The 18,348-nt window shown below is 72.0% G+C and carries 9 protein-coding genes and 2 pseudogenes; 6 read left to right on the top strand and 5 right to left on the bottom strand.

Annotated elements, in window-relative coordinates; genetic code table 11:
* Positions 1 to 37 precede the first annotated feature (37 nt).
* On the bottom strand, positions 38 to 2,764 hold the full coding sequence (locus tag ACZ5GT_RS07990) for a lysylphosphatidylglycerol synthase transmembrane domain-containing protein (protein WP_469016606.1): 2,727 nt from the start codon (positions 2,762 to 2,764) through the stop codon (positions 38 to 40).
* A gap of 186 nt (positions 2,765 to 2,950) precedes the next feature.
* Here ACZ5GT_RS07990 and ACZ5GT_RS07985 point away from each other — a divergent pair, with 186 nt between their 5' ends.
* The 5 genes from ACZ5GT_RS07985 to nudC all read left to right on the top strand — a co-directional run bounded on the left by ACZ5GT_RS07985 (position 2,951) and on the right by nudC (position 13,656).
* Entirely contained in the window at positions 2,951 to 3,337 is a 387-nt protein-coding gene (locus tag ACZ5GT_RS07985) for an MGMT family protein (RefSeq protein WP_469016599.1), read from the top strand.
* Positions 3,338 to 3,603: 266 nt separating this feature from the next.
* The gene (locus ACZ5GT_RS07980; RefSeq protein WP_469016592.1) at positions 3,604 to 7,392 is read left to right on the top strand and encodes a UvrD-helicase domain-containing protein; all 3,789 of its coding nucleotides are present in this window, start codon (positions 3,604 to 3,606) and stop codon (positions 7,390 to 7,392) included.
* Positions 7,393 to 7,520: 128 nt separating this feature from the next.
* Complete coding sequence (locus ACZ5GT_RS07975) at positions 7,521 to 11,132, top strand: UvrD-helicase domain-containing protein (protein WP_469016588.1); 3,612 nt, start codon at positions 7,521 to 7,523, stop codon at positions 11,130 to 11,132.
* 10 nt (positions 11,133 to 11,142) lie between these two features.
* Positions 11,143 to 12,555: a dipeptidase gene (locus ACZ5GT_RS07970; RefSeq protein WP_469016585.1), complete on the top strand. Its 1,413-nt coding sequence runs from the start codon at positions 11,143 to 11,145 to the stop codon at positions 12,553 to 12,555.
* 156 nt (positions 12,556 to 12,711) lie between these two features.
* Entirely contained in the window at positions 12,712 to 13,656 is a 945-nt protein-coding gene (gene nudC, locus ACZ5GT_RS07965) for an NAD(+) diphosphatase (protein WP_469016581.1), read from the top strand.
* A 135-nt stretch (positions 13,657 to 13,791) separates the two neighbouring features.
* On the opposite strand, the pseudogene ACZ5GT_RS07960 reads toward nudC, so the two are convergent.
* Positions 13,792 to 13,887 (bottom strand): annotated as a pseudogene (locus ACZ5GT_RS07960) (NrdH-redoxin); the annotation flags it as partial.
* 54 nt (positions 13,888 to 13,941) lie between these two features.
* Between ACZ5GT_RS07960 and ACZ5GT_RS07955 the strand changes: the two are divergent.
* Positions 13,942 to 15,687: a recombinase family protein gene (locus tag ACZ5GT_RS07955; protein WP_469016578.1), complete on the top strand. Its 1,746-nt coding sequence runs from the start codon at positions 13,942 to 13,944 to the stop codon at positions 15,685 to 15,687.
* On the opposite strand, the pseudogene ACZ5GT_RS07950 reads toward ACZ5GT_RS07955, so the two are convergent.
* The 3 genes and pseudogenes from ACZ5GT_RS07950 to ACZ5GT_RS07940 form a co-directional block, all read right to left on the bottom strand.
* Positions 15,668 to 16,952: pseudogene (locus ACZ5GT_RS07950) on the bottom strand (IS256 family transposase). The gene ACZ5GT_RS07955 and the pseudogene ACZ5GT_RS07950 sit on opposite strands and share 20 nt — an antisense overlap.
* A 109-nt stretch (positions 16,953 to 17,061) precedes the next feature.
* Positions 17,062 to 17,919 carry a phosphotransferase gene (locus ACZ5GT_RS07945; protein ID WP_469016574.1) on the bottom strand — a complete coding sequence of 286 codons (858 nt, stop codon included), beginning with the start codon at positions 17,917 to 17,919 and terminating at the stop codon, positions 17,062 to 17,064.
* Positions 17,920 to 17,971: 52 nt separating this feature from the next.
* Complete coding sequence (locus ACZ5GT_RS07940) at positions 17,972 to 18,229, bottom strand: mycoredoxin (RefSeq protein ID WP_469016568.1); 258 nt, start codon at positions 18,227 to 18,229, stop codon at positions 17,972 to 17,974.
* Between the last annotated feature and the right edge of the window lie 119 nt (positions 18,230 to 18,348).

The raw sequence follows: 18,348 nt of genomic DNA, 5'->3' as shown, positions 1-18,348 counted from the left end.
TGCTCGGGGCGCGGGCCGTACGAGGTACCGCCCGCGGCTACAGCGAACCCTTGCGGGTGAGCTGGTTGAAGGCCAGCCAGCCCGGCAGGACCGGCAGCCACAGGGTCAGCAGCCGGAACAGCAGCACGGCCGGGGCCGCGACCTCCTTGGGCAGACCCACGGCGATCAGGCCGACCGTCAGGGTCGCCTCCACCGCGCCCACGCCGCCCGGAGTCGGCGCCGCAGAACCGAGCGCGTTGCCGGCGAGGAAGACGACGGCGACGCTGGCGATGCTCAGCGAGGTCGAGCCGTCGCCGAACGCGCGGATCGAGGCGTCCAGGCACATCACGAAGCAGGCGGTCAGCAGCAGCATGCCGCCGATGCCGGTGACGAGCTTCTGCGGCCGCTGCAGCACGTCCAGCATGCGCGGCACGACACCGGCGAAGAGCGACCGCACACGCGTGACGACGAATTTCCGCAGGAACGGCACCGACGTGACGACCAGCACGAGCACCGCGACCGTGAGCAGACCCGCGATCACCGTCCGGGACGGCGACAGCGACGGCGTCTTCTCGGTGCCGGTCAGATAGCCGAAGGACAGCAGCATCAGGATGTGCGCGCCGAGTCCGAACAGCTGCGACGCGCCGACGCTCGCCACCGCGAGCCCGGGGCGCACCCCCGAGCGCTGCAGGAAGCGCGTGTTCAGGGCGACACCGCCCACCGCGGGCGGCGCCACGATCTTCACGAACGACCCGGCGACCTGCGCCGCCACCGTCCGCAGGAACGGCACCCGCTCGGGCACGAACCCCAGCAGCGCCATCGCCGCCGCGAAGTAGCTGCCCGCCGAGAACAGCACCGCCGCGAGGACCCAGCCCCACTGCGCGCCCGCGACCAGCGGCCCGAACTCGATGTGGGTGAGCTGCGTCAGCAGGAAGTACGCGCCGATGGCGCCCGCGATGAAACTGATCAGGGTGCGCGGCCGCACCCGCTCCAGGCGGGCCGGCTCGACCGGCGCCTGCGGCCTGATCCGCAGCACCTCGTAGCGGATCTGCGTCAGCAGATCCTCCTCGCGCGCCTCTTCCAGCGCCTCGTCGAGGGCCCGCTTCTCGGCCCTGGCCTCCGCGCGCACGGTCTTCTTGTCCGGTTTGCCCGCGGGCTCCGCGTCGCCCGAGCCTTCCTCCAGACGGGCCTGCTTCGCCTGCTGCGACGCCTCCAGGACCGCCTCACGCTCGCGCTGGGCCCGTTCCCGGGCCAGTTTCCGCAGCGTCGCGCGCGTGGAGCGGCTGAGCGCGATGGGCTGCAGCATCGGCAGGCAGTCGGCCACGGCGTCGGGGCCGAGCACGCTCACCGCCGAGGCCACGGCGCGTTCGGCGCCCACCCGCAGGCCGAGCGTCACCAGCAGCTGGGAGATGTCCATGCGCAGCAGCAGGTCGCCCGCCGCGATCTCGCCCACCCGCAGATCGGTGAGGATCACCGCGCCGGACGGATCCACCAGGACCGCGTCGCCCACGAGCCTGCGGTGCGCGATGCGCCGGGACTGCAGCGCCCGCACCTGGCCCCAGGTGTCGTGCAGCAGGTCGTCGGTGATCTCCTCGTCCGGCAGCGAGTCCAGGGTGCGCCCGCCGATGTGCTCGTAGACGAGCATCACCGCGTCGGGGCCGAGTTCGGAGGTCGCGATCAGCTTGGGCGCGTTGGCGCCGGCCGCGATGGCCGCGTACGCCAGCAGCGCCTCCTGCTCCAGCGCCTGGCGCAGCGACTGCAGGCTGCTGCGGGTGGCGAAGCCGCGCAGCGTCAGGTTGCGCCACGCCCGGTAGAAGAACCCCTGCGCCTGCTGTTCCCGGTCCACCACCGTCACGTCCAGCGGCGGGCCGTCCTCGAGCGTGACGAAGTAGCGCCGGCCGCGGTCACCGGTCTCCAGGGTGTCGTGGACCTCCTCGCGGGCCGCGGTGACCGGGTGGAAGCCGACGTGCCGCAGGCCCGCCATCAGCGTCCGTCCGGTCGGCCGGACGTTGGGCGAGCCGACCGCGTACAGCGTCCCGTAGGCGACGGTCCAGCCGATCAGCACCGTGAGGATGATCGAGAACGGGGTCGTGTACCCGGTGACCAGCATCGAGAAGGCGTCGAGGAGGAGCACGATCCACAGCACCGCCCGCCAGCGCGGCCGCCGCGACATGCCGACGGCCGTCATGTACGCGATGACGGGCGCGAGGTAGCCGTGCACGGGGTCGGTGAGGGCGTGGATGTCACCGGGGGAGGGCTGGGTGAGCGCCTCCTGGATGGAGCCTGGGGCGCCTTTGGCGACCCACAGGTCGGTGGCGAGGGTCACTCCGTGCGCGAGGACCGCCGCGAGCACGCCGTCGGCGATGCGGAGCCCGTCGCGTTTGATCAGCCGTTCGATCGCGAAGGCGACCGGTACCAGCAGGATCGCGATGCTGGACGCCAGGCCGGCGATCTTGATCAGCAGGTCGGGCGCCTGACCGGTGCCCTTGTTGATGTCCTGCTCCAGCCCGGAGGTGGTGCCGTGCGCGAACGCGGAGATCGCGAGCAGCACGGCGATCGCCAGCACGCCCACCAGCAGGCGCATCAGGTCGGAGGGGCGGTGCACGCGTGCGGGAAGCAGCGGTTCGTCGCCCTCGACCTCGTCGATGTGCGTCTGCTCGGCCAGACCGGGGCCGCCCCCGGAGGCCGCCCGGCAGGCCGCCTCGCCGCCGTCCGCGGTGCCCGGGCGCGACGAAGCGTCAGAGGTGTTCTCCGCATCCTCCGGGTGCGCACCCTGCTGCTTCATCGTCTCTTCTTGATCTCGTATCACCAGTCACCGCCCGCATGATGGTGGCATGCCCCGCCGACACACGGGGGCATCAGGGTGCAAACGCGGGGGCGCACAGTCTGCCGGACGCGCCGCCCGAGGGCGAGGGCTACGCACGGTCGCGAGCCCGTCGCACTGTCGGTGGGGTGGTGCAGGATGGGCCGGATGAGCGAGGAGAGCCTTTCCCCGGACGCCCGAGCGGAGCACGCCGAGGCGCTGCCGGACTATGCCGAACGGGTCCTCGAGGTGGCCGAGCTCATCCCGCCCGGGCGCGTCATGACCTACGGCGACGTGGCCGAGTGGCTGGAGGAGGGAGGCCCCCGCCAGGTGGGCCGGGTGATGGCCCTGTACGGGGGCGCCGTGCCGTGGTGGCGCGTCGTCCGCGCGGACGGCGTCCTGCTCCCGGGGCACGAGCTGAGGGCGCTGGACCGCTACCGCGCCGAGGGCACACCGCTGCGGGAGGCGAGCCGGGCCGCGGAGGGGCACCTGCCGCGTCTCGACATGAGACGGGCGCGCTGGGACGGCGGCGAACGCACGGAAGGTCACACTTGACAGCTTCCGGCATCCGGCGGGCTCCGGTGTGACGTTTGCTCCGTACGGGTGAAGTGGGGCACATCCGTGACATGACGTACGTTCGTGAGGTGAGGGGCATGCGTGCCCTGAGTGCCCCGGGTGCCTCGTGGGAAGAAGCGGAAGCCCTGCCTCCGGGCCGTCCGTCGGCGTAGCGTCGGCTGCGCGTTTCCCGCTCACCCCCCGACCACCGCCGTGCACGCGGGGTGGCCCGACCACCAGTACGACCACCAGGACCGGCGAACCACGTGAGCTCCTCTTCCTCCACCAGGCACCTGCCGCATCCCCGGACGCGACAGGGGAGCCGTGGCGCTTACCGACTGGTTCGTACCCCGCCGGCCCCGCCGGATCCCCCTCGTCTGGACGCGCCCCAGCGCGCCGTGGTTGACCACCGGACCGGTCCGCTGCTCGTCCTCGCAGGTCCGGGCACCGGCAAGACCACCACCCTGGTGGAGTCCGTGGCGGCGCGGATCGCCCGTGGCGGCGACCCCGGGCGCATCCTGGTGCTGACGTTCAGCCGCAAGGCGGCCGTCGAACTGCGCGACCGCATGGCGCTGCGCATGGGAGCGGCACGCGCCCCCCAGGCGACCACCTTCCACTCGTTCTGCTACGCCCTGGTCCGCGCCCACCAGGACACCGACCTGTTCGTGGAACCGCTGCGCCTGCTGTCGGGCCCCGAGCAGGACGTGACCGTCCGCGAACTGCTCGCCGGCCAGCTCGACCTGCAGCGCCTCGGCCTGGCGCACGTGCGCTGGCCGGACGAACTGCGCGCCTGCCTGACCACCCGCGGCTTCGCCGACGAGGTCCGCGCGGTCCTCGCGCGCAGCCGCGAACTGGGCCTGAGCCCCGGAGCCCTGGACTCCTTCGCCCGCCGCATCGGCCGCCCCGACTGGAGCGCCGCGGCCGCGTTCCTCGCCGAGTACCTGGACGTGCTCGACCTGCAGGGCGTCCTCGACTACGCCGAGCTGGTCCACCGCGCGGTGCTGCTCGCCCACCGCCCCGGTGTCGCCGAGCGGCTGGCCGCGCAGTACGACGCCGTCTACGTGGACGAGTACCAGGACACCGACCCCGCCCAGGTACGGCTCCTGCACGCCCTCGCCGGCGGTGGACGCACCCTGGTCGCCTTCGGCGACCCCGACCAGTCGATCTACGCGTTCCGGGGCGCGGACGTGGGCGGCATCCTCCAGTTCCCGGCGTCCTTCCCACGCGCGGACGGCAGCCCGGCGCCCGTCGAGGTCCTGCGCACCTCCCGCCGCTCCGCGGCCGCCCTGCTCGCCGCGACCCGGCTGCTCACCCAGCGCATGCCGCTGACCCGCCTCCCGGCCGACCGGGTCCGCGCGCACCGCGAGCTCGTCCCGGTCCGCGACGGGGGCCGGGTCGAGGTCTACACGTACCCGACACCCGGCACCGAGCTGGACAACATCGCCGACATCCTGCGCCGGGCACACCTGGAGGACGGCGTCCCCTGGCGTGAGATGGCCGTCCTGGTGCGCGCCGGGTCCCGCACGATCCCGGCGGTCCGCCGCGCCCTCACCGCCGCCGGCGTCCCCCTCGACATCGACGGCGACGACCTGCCGCTGCGGCACGAACCGGCGGTCGCCCCGCTGCTGACGGCACTGCGGGCGGTGGCGGAGGCGGAGGTGGCGCGCCGGCCCGGGGCCGGGCAGACCGGTCGTGGAGCGTCCGGTTCCGAGGGCCCTGGTCCTGAGAAGCCCGGAGCGGGGGAGTCCGGCTCCGAGAAGCCCGTAGCCGGGGAGCCCGGTTCCGAGGGCCCCGGTTCTGAGGAGCCCGCAGTGGGGGAGTCCGGCTCCGAGAAGCCCGTAGCCGGGGAGCCCGGTCCCGTGGGCCCCGGTTCTGAGGAGCCCGCAGTGGGGGAGCCCGGTTCCGAGAAGCCCGTAGCCGGGGAGCCCGGTCCCGTGGGCCCCGGTTCTGAGGAGCCCGCAGTGGGGGAGTCCGGAGCGCGGGACCCCGATTCCGGGGAGTCCAGAGCCGGGGAACCCGGTTCCGAGAGCCCCGGTCCCGGGGAGCCCGGTCCCGAGTCCGATTCGGAGGGCCCCGGTCCTGGGGAGCCCGGTCGCGGCGAGCCCGCTCCCGAGAGCCTCGGTCCCAGCGAGCCCGGTTCCGGGGAGTCCGGTCCCGAGCCCGGGCCCCGGCCGGAGGCCTGCTGGCTCGGCACCGAAACCGCCCTCACCCTTCTCACCTCCCCCCTCGCCGGCATGGACGCCGCCGACCTGCGCCGCCTCGGGCGCGCCCTGCGCGACGAGGAACGGGCCAGCGGCAACCCGCTGCCGCCGCCCTCGGACGAACTGCTCGCGCGGGCGCTGGCCGAACCGGAGCGCCTGGCCGTGCACGATCCCGCCTACGCGCGCGGCGCCCAGCGCCTCGGCGCGCTGCTGCGCACGGCCCGCGAACGCCTCGCGGGCGGCGGCACGGCCGAGGAGGCGCTGTGGGACCTGTGGCAGGGCACACCGTGGCCGACGCGTCTGGAACGGGCCGCCCGGCGCGGCGGCGCGGCCGGCCGCAACGCCGACCGGGACCTCGACGCCGTGTGCGCGCTGTTCGCGACGGCCGCGCGCGCGGAGGAGCGCACCGGCGGCCGGGGCGCCCTGAACTTCCTGGAGGAGATCGAGGCCGAGGACATCGCCGCGGACACCCTCACCCGCCGCGCCGTGCGCCCCGACGCCGTGCGCCTGATGACCGCGCACCGCTCCAAGGGCCTGGAGTGGCGGCTGGTCGTCGTCGCGGGCGTCCAGGAAGGACTGTGGCCCGATCTGCGCCGCCGGGGCTCCCTCCTGGAGGCTGACCGCATCGGACGCGACGGACTCGCCGAGCCGCTGACCCCGGGGGCGCTGCTGGCCGAGGAGCGCCGCCTGTTCTACGTCGCCGCCACGCGCGCGCGTGAACGCCTCGTCGTCACCGCGGTGAAGGCACCCGCCGACGACGGCGACCAGCCTTCCCGCTTCCTCACCGAACTCGGCGTCGGACCCGAGGACGTCACGGGCCGCCCGCGCCGACCGCTGTCGGTCGCCGCGCTCGTCGCCGAACTGCGCGCCACCACGGTCGACCCGCGCGTGTCGGACACCCTCAGGCGGGCCGCCGCCCACCGGCTGGCCCGTCTCGCCGCGCTCGCCGACGAGGACGGCCGCCCGCTCGTCCCGTCCGCCCACCCCTACCGCTGGTGGGGCATGTTCGAGCCGACCGAGAGCAAGGTGCCGCTGCGCGACCGCGAAGAGCCCGTCGTGCTCTCCGGCAGCGCCCTCGACCAGCTCGCCAACACCTGCGCCCTGCAGTGGTTCCTGGGCCGCGAGGTGAAGGCCGACGCACCCGCCACCGTCTCCCAGGGCTTCGGCAACGTGGTGCACGTGCTCGCCGACGAGGTGGCCTCCGGCCACACCCCGGCCGACCTCGCCGTCCTCATGGAACGCCTGGACTCCGTGTGGAACGCGCTCGCCTTCGACGCGCCGTGGAAGTCGGCGCAGGAGAAGGAGAACGCGCGCGTGGCGCTCGAACGCTTCCTGAAGTGGCACGTCATGGATCGCGCCGGCCGCACACCGGTGGCCAGCGAACACGACTTCGACGTCACCCTAGAAGCGGGCGAGTACGAGGTCCGCATCCGCGGCCAGATGGACCGCGTGGAGGCCGACGGAGAGGGCCGCGCGTACGTCGTCGACTTCAAGACCGGCAAACAGGCGCCGACCGCCCGCGAGGTGGAGCGCCACCCCCAGCTCGCCGTCTACCAGCTCGCCGTCCGGGAGGGCGCCGTCGACGAGGCCTTCGGCGGAGCCCGCCCGGAACCGGGCGGGGCCGAACTGGTCCAGCTGCGCCAGGGCGCCGCCGGGCGCGACGGCGGAGAGACGCTGCCCAAGGTGCAGGCCCAGCAGCCGCTGGAGGGGGAGTGGGTCGGCGACCTGCTGGCGACCGCCGCCGGCAAGGTGCTCGACGAGCGGTTCACGCCGACCACCGGCCAGCACTGCACGCACTGCGCCTTCCAGGCGTCGTGCAGTGCCAGGTCCGAGGGACGGCACGTCGTGGAGTGACCCGGCCGGCGGCTCCGGGGCCGGTGACTCGCGTGACATATCGCACCCCGTGGGCTGACCTGCGCTTCTCAGCCCACGGAGCCCGATCACCGCATCCACTGTCAGTACTCGCCGCTAGCCTCTCTGACGTGCCGCCCCGTATCACCGACCCCGAGCAGCTCAAGCAGCTCCTCGGCATCCCGTTCACCCCGGAGCAGACGGCCTGCATCATCGCGCCGCCCGCCCCGCAGGTGATCGTGGCCGGAGCCGGGTCCGGCAAGACGACGGTGATGGCGGCGCGCGTGGTGTGGCTGGTCGGCACCGGCCAGGTCGCCCCCGAGCAGGTGCTCGGTCTGACGTTCACCAACAAGGCCGCCGGTGAACTCGCCGAACGCGTCCGCAAGGCCCTGATCAAGGCGGGCGTCACCGACCCGGACGTGATCGACCCGGACAACCCGCCCGGCGAGCCGGTGATCTCCACCTACCACGCCTTCGCGGGCCGCCTGCTCAGCGACCACGGACTGCGCATCGGCCTCGAGCCGACCACCCGCCTCCTCGCCGACGCCACCCGCTACCAGCTCGCCGCGCGCGTGCTGCGCGAGGCCCCCGGCCCCTACCCGGCGCTGACCCGCTCCTTCGCCGACCTGGTGAGCGACCTGCTCGCCCTCGACTCCGAACTCGCCGAACACCTGGTCCGCCCCGAAGACCTGCGCGGGTACGACACCACCCTGCTGCACACCCTGGAAGGCGTCCGGCTCAGCAACGCCGACCTGCGCAAGGTCCCCGAGGCGGCCGCGGCGCGCCGGGAACTCGCCGAGCTTGTGGTCCGCTACCGGGCCGCCAAGCGCGAACGCGATCTGCTCGACTTCGGCGACCAGATCGCCCTGTCCGCCCAGCTCGCCCGGAACGCCGACGTGGGCCGCATCCTGCGCGAGGAGTTCCGCGTGGTGCTGCTCGACGAGTACCAGGACACCTCGGTCGCCCAGCGCGTCCTCCTCGCCGGCCTCTTCGGCGGCGGCACCGGCCACCCGGTGACCGCCGTCGGCGACCCCTGCCAGGCGATCTACGGCTGGCGCGGCGCATCCGTCGCCAACCTGGACGACTTCCCCGAGCACTTCGCCCACCCCGACGGCCGCCCCGCCACCCGGCAGGCGCTCAGCGAGAACCGCCGCAGCGGCGGCCGCCTCCTCGACCTCGCCAACGGCCTCGCCGAGCCCCTGCGCGCCATGCACGCGGGCGTGGAGGCGCTCCGCCCGGCGCCCGGCGCCGAACGCGACGGCATCGTGCGCTGCGCCCTGCTGCCCACCCACGCCGAGGAGATCGAGTGGATCGCCGACTCGATCGCGCACCTCGTCGGCACCGGCAAGGCCCCCGGCGAGATCGCCGTCCTGTGCCGCACGGCGACCGACTTCGCCGAGATCCAGGGCGCCCTGGTCGCCCGGGACGTCCCCGTCGAGGTGGTCGGCCTGTCCGGGCTGCTGCACCTGCCCGAGATCGCCGACCTGGTCGCCGTCTGCGAAGTCCTCCAGGACCCCGGCGCCAACGCCTCCCTGGTCCGCCTGCTGACCGGCCCGCGCTGGCGCATCGGCCCGCGTGACCTCGCCCTCCTGGGCCGCCGCGCCCGCCGGCTCGTCACCCACGCGCGCGTGGGCGACGACGCCGACCGGGACCGCAGGCTCGCCGAGGCCGTCGAGGGGGTCGACCCGTCCGAGGTGATCTCCCTCGCGGACGCCCTCGACACGTTCCTGGAGATGCCGCTCGACGCCGGGCGCGAGGACGACGGGCTGCCGTTCTCGCCGGACGCGCGCGTGCGCTTCGCCCGCCTGGCCGCCGAGTTGCGCGACCTGCGCCGCTCCCTGGCCGACCCGCTGATGGACGTCCTGCACCGCGTCCTCGCCGTCACCGGCCTGGAGGTGGAACTGTCGGCGTCCCCGCACGCCCTGGCCGCCCGCCGCCGAGAGACCCTGTCGAACTTCCTCGACGTCGCCGCCTCGTTCGCCGCGGGCGACGGCGAGGCCACCCTGCTGGCCTTCCTGGCCTTCCTGCGCACCGCCGCCCAGTACGAGAAGGGCCTCGACAACGCCCTGCCCGGCGGCGAGAACACCGTGAAGGTGCTCACCGCCCACAAGTCCAAGGGCCTGGAATGGGACGTCGTCGCCGTGCCCGGCCTGGTCAAGGGCACCTTCCCCAGCAGCCAGGGCCGCGAGAAGTGGACCGCGCAGGGCAAGGTGCTGCCCCACGGACTGCGCGGCGACGCCGACACCCTGCCCGACGTCGAGGCATGGGACGCGCGCGGCCTGAAGGCCTTCCACGAGGCCATGAAGGAACACCAGCTCACCGAGGAACTGCGCCTCGGCTACGTCACCTTCACGCGTCCCCGTTCCCTGCTCCTCGGCTCCGGCCACTGGTGGGGCCCCAGCCAGAAGAAGCCGCGCGGACCGTCCGACTTCCTGCGGGCCCTCCACGACCACTGCGCGGCCGGACACGGCGAGATCGAGGCCTGGGCGGACGAGCCCGCGGAGGACGAGGAGAACCCGGCCCTCCACCGGGCGAGCGCCGACCAGGTCTGGCCGCTGCCGCTGGACGAGGCGGCCCTCGCCCGGCGTCGGGCGGCCGCCGAGACGGTCCTCGCCCACCTGGACGACCTCGCCTCCCACGACGCGGCCCACCCGCCCGCCACCCACGACCCGGACAGCCACCACGACCCCGAGTGGCCACCGCCGCCGGAGGACGACGAGCCGCCGTACGCGGAGGAACCCCCTTACGAGGAGGAACCCCCTTACGGGGAGGGCCCACGGCACGAGGAGGACCCGGCCGACTGGGACGCCTGGTCCACCGACCGCCCGACCGTCCCGCACCAGGCGGCCGCACCGGACGACACGCAACCCCCGGACCGTCCGAGCGCCCGAGCACAACCGGAGCGCCCCACCCGCCGGACGGCGGACCCGGAGCGGCCGGTCGCCGTAACCGCGCACCCGGAGCGGCCCATCCGCGAACCCGCCCCCGCGCACACCCGCCTCACCCCCGAGGAGGCCCGCACCATAGCCTCCTGGGACCGCGACCTCGACGCCCTCACCGGAGAACTCCTGCGCGCCCGCGACGCCGTCACGGACGTTCCGCTGCCGGCGTCGCTCACCGCGTCCCAGGTGCTGCGCCTGGCCGCCGACCCGGACGGTTTCGCGCAGGAACTCGCGCGCCCCATGCCACGCCCCCCGCAACCCGCCGCACGCCGCGGCATCCGTTTCCACGCCTGGGTGGAGGCCCGCTTCGAAGAGCTGACCCTGCCCATGCTGGAGCCGGAGGACCTGCCCGGCAGCGACGCGGAGATCGCCGACGAACGCGATCTGGAGTCCCTCAAGGCCGCCTTCGAGCGCACCGAGTACGCCCACCGCACCCCCTACCGCGTCGAGGCGCCGTTCCAGATCGTCATCGCCGGCCGCGTGATACGGGGCCGTATCGACGCCGTCTACAAGCACGACGGCGGCGACCGGCCGACGTACGAGATCGTCGACTGGAAGACCCACCGCGCCCTCACCGCCGACCCGCTCCAACTCGCCCTGTACCGGCTCGCCTGGGCCGAGCAGCGAGGCGTCCCCCCGGAGACCGTCGACGCCGCTTTCGTGTACGTCCGCAGCGGCGAGGTCGTACGGCCGGACGACCTGCCCGACCGGGCCGCGCTGGAGCGGCTGCTGCTGGAGGGACCGGCCGCGCAAGCAAACTGTGAGGAACCGCCCAACGAGGATGTCCCCGCGGGCCGATAGGGTCGTGACCATGAGCCAGCCCGTTGACAGTGCCGTCAGCGCCGTCCGTTCGTACATCGAGCAGCACCGCGCCGCCTTCCTCGACGACCTCGTGGAGTGGCTGCGCATCCCCTCCGTGTCGGCCCAACCCGCCCATGCGTCCGACGTGCGACGCAGCGCCGACTGGCTGGCCGCCGCACTCGTGCGGACCGGCTTCCCGGCCACGGAGGTCTGGGAGACACCGGGCGCTCCGGCGGTCTTCGCCGAGTGGCCCTCCGCCGACCCCGAGGCCCCCACCGTCCTCGTCTACGGCCACCACGACGTGCAGCCGGCCGCCCGCGAGGACGGCTGGGACAGCGAGCCCTTCGAACCCGTCGTCCGCGGCGACCGCCTCTACGCGCGCGGGGCGGCCGACGACAAGGGCCAGGTGTTCTTCCACACCCTCGGTGTCCGCGCCCACCTCGCCGCCACCGGCCGCACCGCCCCGGCCGTCAACCTCAAACTGCTGATCGAGGGCGAGGAGGAGTCGGGCTCCCCGCACTTCCGCGCCCTCCTCGAACGGCACGCGGACCGGCTCACAGCCGACGCCGTGATCGTCTCCGACACCGGTATGTGGTCCGAGGACACCCCCACGGTGTGCACCGGCATGCGCGGCCTCGCCGAGTGCGAGATCCGGCTGTACGGCCCCGACCAGGACATCCACTCCGGCTCCTTCGGCGGCGCCGTCCCCAATCCGGCCACCACCGCGGCCCGCCTGGTCGCCGCGCTGCACGATGAGCACGCGCGCGTGGCGATCCCCGGGTTCTACGACGGCGTCGTCGAACTCACCGACCGCGAACGCGAACTCCTCGCCGAACTGCCCTTCGACGAACAGCGGTGGCTGCGCACGGCCAAGTCGTACGCCACGCACGGCGAGGCCGGGCACACCACCCTGGAGCGCGTCTGGGCCCGCCCCACCGCCGAGGTCAACGGCATCGGCGGCGGCTACCAGGGGCCCGGCAGCAAGACGATCATTCCGTCCTCCGCGATGGTGAAGCTGTCCTTCCGCCTCGTCGCGGGCCAGGAACCCGACAACATCGAGAAGGCCGTCCGCGCCTGGGCCGCCGAGCAGATCCCCGACGGGATCCGGCACGAGATCACGTTCAGTGCCGCCACCCGCCCGTGCCTGACGCCGCTGGACCATCCCGCCCTGCAGTCCCTCGTCCGTGCGATGGCCCGCGCCTTCGAAACGCCCGTCCGCTTCACCCGCGAGGGCGGCTCCGGACCGGCCGCCGACCTCCAGGAGGTGCTTGGCGCGCCCGTGCTCTTCCTGGGCATCTCCGTCCCCTCCGACGGCTGGCACGCGCCGAACGAGAAGGTCGAGCTCGACCTCCTGCTCAAGGGAGTCGAGACCGCCGCGTACCTGTGGGACGACCTTGCCGACAGCAGGCGCCGTGCGCCCTGAGCGTCCCGCGCCGCCCGGAGCGGCATCCCCCGCGAGGCACACTGGAAGAGCCGCTCCGCACCACCCGGTCCCCCGGGACCGGGCCGCCTCCTGCCCCACGTCCCGCCGAACCGCCCGCCGAAACAATCCGTTCCATCGGGGGAGTTGCAAGCACCCGTGACCACCTGGACCGACCACACCGCCGACCGACCCATCTCGCTCACCGCCCCCAGCGGCATCGACCGGGCCGCCCACCACCGGCTCGACGAGGCCTGGCTGGCCGCGGCGTGGAGCCACCCCTCGACGCGCTGCTTCGTCGTCTCCGGCGGCCAGGTCCTGATCGACGAGACGCCCGACGGCCGGACCGAACTCGTCATGACCCCTTCCTTCGAGGCCCCCCTCACCGAGGCGCACCGCTACTTCCTGGGCACCGACGCCGACGGCGTCAGCTACTTCGCCCTGCAGAAGGACTCGCTGCCCGGACGCATCGACCAGTCGGCCCGGCCGGCAGGGCTGCGTGAGGCCGGACTGCTGTTGTCGCCGCGGGATGCCGGGCTGATGGTGCACGCGGTCGGCCTCGAGAACTGGCAGCGCACGCACCGCTTCTGCTCCCGCTGCGGCGAGCGCACGGTCATCGCGGCGGCCGGCCACATCCGCCGCTGCCCGGCCTGCGGCGCCGAGCACTACCCGCGCACCGACCCGGCGGTGATCATGGCCGTCACCGACGACGAGGACCGCATCCTCCTCGGCCGTCAGGTCCACTGGCCCGAGGGACGCTTCTCGACACTCGCCGGCTTCGTCGAACCCGGGGAGTCCATCGAGCAGGCGGTGCGCCGCGAGGTGTTCGAGGAGGCCGGCGTCGCGGTCGGCCCGGTCGAGTACGTGGCCAGCCAGCCCTGGCCCTTCCCCTCCAGCCTCATGCTCGGCTTCATGGCCCGCGCGACCTCCACCGAGATCGATGTCGACGGCGACGAGATCCACGAGGCCCGCTGGTTCTCCCGCGAGGAACTCCGCGCGGCGTTCGAGTCCGGCGAAGTCCTCCCGCCGTACGGCATCTCCATCGCCGCCCGCCTGATCGAGCTCTGGTACGGCAAGCCGCTGCCGACGCGGAGCTTCATCTGACGCCGTCGGACCTCGACTCCGACTCCGACTTCGACCCCGCCCGAGAAGAGCGCTGTCCGCGGCGGCCCAGGTCGACGAGAAGGCGGCTCCCGGGAAACCCCGGGAGCCGCCTTCCGCACGCGGAGCGCGAAGCGCTCACACGCCGATCTTCTGCTTCACCTGCGCCAGTGACGGGTTCGTCAGCGTCGAACCATCGGGAAAGAGGACGGTCGGGACGGTCTGTAGACTTCCCTCTTACCTTGTGGCGGCCGGGGAGGGCTGCCCATGTCTTGGGGAGGGGCAAGGGTGAACGACAAGCCCAGGGCGCTTGGTGTGGTCCGTCTGTCCGTAGGTAACGAGAACCAGACCGGTGAGGAGACGCAGCGGACCCGCATCAGCAAGCGGGCGGACGCGGAGGAAATGGAGCTGGTCGACTTCGCCGTCGACATCGATGTATCGGCGTCCATCTCGCCGTGGGTGCGCCCGTCGCTGGGGGACTGGCTCAACAACAAGAAGGACCAGTTCGACCACATCATCATCCTGAAGATCGACCGCATCGCGCGGTCGGTCCGCCACCTCTCGGACATCATCGAGTGGTGCGGGGCGAACGGTAAGGGCCTCATCTCCTGCGAGGAGGGATTCGACCTCTCGAAGCCGTGGGGCAAGACCATCGCCAAGATCCTGGCCGTGGTCGCAGAGGCCGAGCTGGACGCCATCAAGGCCCGCAACAAGGCTTCCCGGGAGACCATGCGGAAGACCGGCCGTTGGCCGGGTGGCCTTGTCCCGTTCGGACGCAGAGCGGTGAAGGGCGATGCAGGCTTCACCCTCGAACTCGACCCCGAGTACGGCCCGACGCTGATCGAGATGATCCGGCGCTTCATCGAGAAGCCGAGCTTCTCGGCCGTCGCCGACTGGCTGAACGAGCAAGGCGTGCCCACGGCTCAGGACATCGCTCGTATCCGCGCGGCGGCAGGCGAGAGCACGACTCGGCTGGCGGACCCGAAGCCTCGGGGAGCCAGGTGGACGCCGACCACAGTGCAAGCCGTACTGGTCAGCCGCTCTCTGCTCGGGGAGTACGTACGCGCCAATGGTGCCGTTGCCCGCAACGACGACGGCACCCCCGTCATGCGGTCTGAGCCGGTGCTGAACGAGGAGGAGTGGGCAAAGCTGTCGGACGCCGTCGCCTCGGTCAAGTACAAGAAGCAGAAGGGCTCCACGTCGCCGACGGTGGGCGTGACGTTCTGCATGCTGTGCGGCAGCTCCCTCTACTTCGTGAAGGGCGACCCGGCCAAGGGCAAGCGCGAGCGGTACCGGTGTCACGGCAACAAGAGCAAGGGCATCCAGGCATGCCCTAAGCAGAGGTTCTGGGCAGAGGACTTGTACCCCTGGCTGGAGTCGGCCCTGTTGGGCGAGATCGGCCACCTGGAACGGATGGAGTCGAAGACGACCATCGACCACAGCCGTGCGGCGAAGCTCGCCGTGATCGACGGCAAGATGAACCAGCTCCTGAAGGAACTCCAGCAGGACGAGATCAGCGCCGTCGCGTACGCCTCGCAAGTTGCCAGCCTTGCCCAAGATCGAGAGAAGGTCACCAGCCAGGAGGGCCCGAAGCCGGTGACCGTGTGGACGGGCACGGGTGAGAGCTACGCGGAGTGGTGGGAGCGGTCGAGTGTCGACGAACGGCGCGAATGGCTGAAGAAGCACAAGGTCAAGGCGCACTTCGGACATGACGTCCTGGCCATTGATCCCGGCGACCTGATCGAGAACATCAAGCAACAGGGCATCTCGTACTGGGACCTGCCCTCCAAGTCATCTCAGGTGCTCTCACCGATCACGCCGATCTCGTTGCACGGAAAGCCCTACGAGAAGCCGAAGCCGCTTACGGGTGCGGAGTGGGAGATCGTCAGCCGCTGGGAGGACTTCGAAGCGGAGCGGACAGCACGGCGGGCGAAGGGCCAGGAGGAAGCCCAGAGGGCAGGGGAGTCCACGGTGGGGGTCTGTGTAGCGAACGGTGGAACTCGGTCGGTTTTCTTCAGCGTCGTCCGGCGGTGAGCCGGCCGTCGAAGGTGATGTCGAAGGCTTGGAGTGCGGCCTTCCAGCGCATGGTCCAGCGTTTGCGTCCGGTGCCGGTCGGGTCCAGGCTCATGACGGCCAGGTAGACGCATTTGAGGGCGGCCTGTTCGGTGGGGAAGTGTCCCCGGGCCCTCACGGCCTTGCGGATCCGCGCGTTGATGCTCTCGATCGCGTTGGTGGTGCAGACGATCTTTCGGATCTCCACGTCGAACCGGAGGAAGGGCACGAACTCCGCCCAGGCCGATCCAGAGCCGGACGATCGCCGGATACTTCCCGCCCCAGGCGTCGGTGAACTCCACGAACCGCCCCAGCGCGGCCTCCTCGGTCGGCGCCGTGTAGACGGGCCGGAGCACCTTCGCGATCTTCTCCCAGTCCTGCCGAGCCGCGTAACGGAAGCTGTTCCTCAGCAGGTGAACGACACAGGTCTGGACGATCGTCGCAGGCCAGACCGTGTTCACGGCGTCCGGGAGACCGGTCAGGCCGTCGCAGACCAGCATCAGCACGTCGGCCGCGCCGCGGTTCTTGATCTCGGTCAGGACCTGGAGCCAGTACTTCGCGCCCTCCCCGCCATCGCCGATCCACAGGCCCAGGATGTCCCGGTGCCCCTCGGCGGTGACCGCCACCGCCATGTAGACGGGCCGGTTGGCGACCTGACCGTCCCTGACCTTCACGTTCACACAATCGATGAAGACGACCGGATAAACGCTGTCCAGCGGACGGTTCTGCCATTCCGTCATGCCGGCCATCACGCTGTCGGTGATCGTGAAGATCGTGGACTTGGAGATCTCCGCCCCATAGACCTCGGCGAGATGCGCGGAGATCTCCCCGTGCGTCAGCCCCTTCGCCGACAGCGACAGGACCATCTCGTCCACCCCGCCCAGACGCCGCTGCCGCTTCTTCACCAGCTGCGGCTCGAACGACCCTGCCCGGTCCCTCGGCACAGCGATCTCGACCGGCCCAGACTCGGTGATCACCGTCTTGGACCGGTGCCCGTTGCGGTAGTTCTCCCGGCCGCCCTCGGCCCGCTCACCGGGCTCGTGCCCCAGATGATCGGTGAGCTCGCCCTCCAACGCGGACTCCAGCACCCGCTTCGTCACCTGCTGCAGCAGGCCGCCCTCCCCGGTGAGCTTCACCCCGCCGGCCTGAGCCCGGGCAACCAGCTCGGCGACCAGCCCGTCATCCACGGCGCTCGCCCCACTCACAGCGGCCTTCCCGGCCTCGGTGTCACTCGTCACGTCAGTCATCAACTGTCGCTTCCAGCTCGGGAGTTACACCACTCACCGTACAGACCCCGGCGTGGGTGTGGCCCCGGTAGTCCTCGGCAGGTGTGAGGGGGATCAGCGCCCGAGCACGTCAGTCCAGCAGCGCGACAGTGAACGTCTCGCGGTGGTCGGCCAGCCAGGCCTGCATGCGGTCCCAGCGTTCCCATCCGCCACGGTCGGCCAGCGCTTGGAGGTAGAGAGGATCACCGTCAGCCACGCGGCGGGCGACGAAGGCCCGGCAGATCTCCGTGGCCTGTTCGATCACGCCGGGCAATGCGGCGCGCTCTCCCGCCGAGAGGCCGTAGCTGTCGGCGAGGATCCGCAGCCGTGCAGGCGCATCCAATCCGGCGGGATATAGGACAGCTGCGGATACCGGATCAAGCATGGGAACCCAGTAGCGGGCGGCCATGGCCACGTCCCAGAGAGGACGGCCCGGAGCCGCCAGGTCGAAATCAATCAAGGCGGCGGCACGACCGTCGCGGAAGACGACGTTGTCCGGGCACACGTCGTTGTGGCACAACATCGTTCCGCCATCCGGGTCGGCGAGGTTCTGGGGCCATTCGACGTCTGTGTCGACGGCGATGGTCGCGCTGGCCCCATGCAGGCGGCGCAGCAGGATCCCCACTGATTCGAGAGCGGTTGTTGTCAGCACCCAGGGCGGGAACGGTGGCAGAGCGACGTCGCCAGGAATGAAGGTCAGCTGCTCACGACCGTCAGCAGTCAGACCCACGGGAGTCGGAGCCGCGTCGAAGCCGTGCTCTTTCAGCGCGAGGAGGTGGGCATGGAGGGCGTGTGCGTTGTGCGGTGCCGGGCGTTCCACCAACGCACCCCGGCGGAAGATCGCGCCCGCGTTCACCATGCCTCCGACCAGCGCCTCGCAGTCCGCCTCGTCCTCGGTCGTCATGTCGATCACGCTACCGCCAGGCCGCCTCGTACAGGCTGGGCACACAAAACCCCCGATCCGGCGCCAGGCCGGTCGGGGGTCGTGGGCGTCATGTGAGTCAGACGCCGAGCGCCTGCTTCACCTGGGCAAGGCTCGGGTTCGTCATCACGACCTCGGCGCCACCAGTGGAGGGAACTACCTGGACAGTCGGAACCGTCTGGTTTCCGCCGTTCGCCTTTTCCACGAACGCGGCGGACTCCGGGTCCTGCTCGATGTTGATCTCGTTGTACGTGATGCCCTCGCGGTCCATCTGGCTCTTCAGCCGGCGGCAGTAGCCGCACCACGTGGTGCTGTACATCGTCACAGTGCCCGGCATGTCTCTGATGCTCCTCAGCTGCGGGGGATGAATACTCGCAGGGGTGGAACGTAGGTGAAACGGCGACCATTCCCGCCCGCGGCGCCTCACCGGACGTGATACCCGCCGCATTCGTACGA

The organism is Streptomyces sp. NPDC031340 (assembly GCF_055569945.1).
The sequence above is the reverse complement of the archived record's forward strand: the minus strand, read 5'-3'. Positions and strand labels throughout refer to the sequence as shown.

What these genes read in the sequence shown, in the direction of transcription:
- ACZ5GT_RS07985 (WP_469016599.1), top strand. Translation starts at nt 2,951, where the DNA reads ATGAGCGAGGAGAGCCTTTCCCCGGACGCCCGAGCGGAGCACGCCGAG.
- ACZ5GT_RS07940 (WP_469016568.1), bottom strand. Translation starts at nt 18,229, where the DNA reads ATGCCGGGCACTGTGACGATGTACAGCACCACGTGGTGCGGCTACTGC.
- ACZ5GT_RS07990 (WP_469016606.1), bottom strand. Translation starts at nt 2,764, where the DNA reads ATGAAGCAGCAGGGTGCGCACCCGGAGGATGCGGAGAACACCTCTGAC.
- ACZ5GT_RS07970 (WP_469016585.1), top strand. Translation starts at nt 11,143, where the DNA reads ATGAGCCAGCCCGTTGACAGTGCCGTCAGCGCCGTCCGTTCGTACATC.